This is a genomic window from Blautia sp. OM06-15AC (genome assembly GCF_003481425.1).
Taxonomy (GTDB): Bacteria; Bacillota; Clostridia; order Lachnospirales; family Lachnospiraceae; genus Fusicatenibacter; species Fusicatenibacter saccharivorans.
In genome coordinates, this window is the sequence record NZ_QULD01000034.1 from 1 (window position 1) to 204 (window position 204).

At 51.5% G+C, this 204-nt stretch carries 1 pseudogene; it reads left to right on the forward strand.

Going from position 1 to position 204, the window contains the following annotated elements:
* Nucleotides 1-181: pseudogene (locus DXB83_RS16325) on the forward strand (CHC2 zinc finger domain-containing protein); the annotation flags it as partial.
* Nucleotides 182-204: the final 23 nt, after the last annotated feature.

The window sequence follows — 204 nt, forward strand, 5'->3', positions numbered from 1 at the left end:
CCAAGTGGAATATCTGCTGGATGTGCTGCTGTTCGGGGAGACAGAGGAAAAAGCGGCTTTGATTACGGACTACGGAAAGGATGTGATACAGCTTGAACAACGAATGGCAGAGCTTGCAGCCGCAGACGCAGCAAGAACTAAAAAACACCATGAACGCTATGCAGCCGCCCCAGAGCATTGAGGAAATCAAGGCGGGGCTGGAAA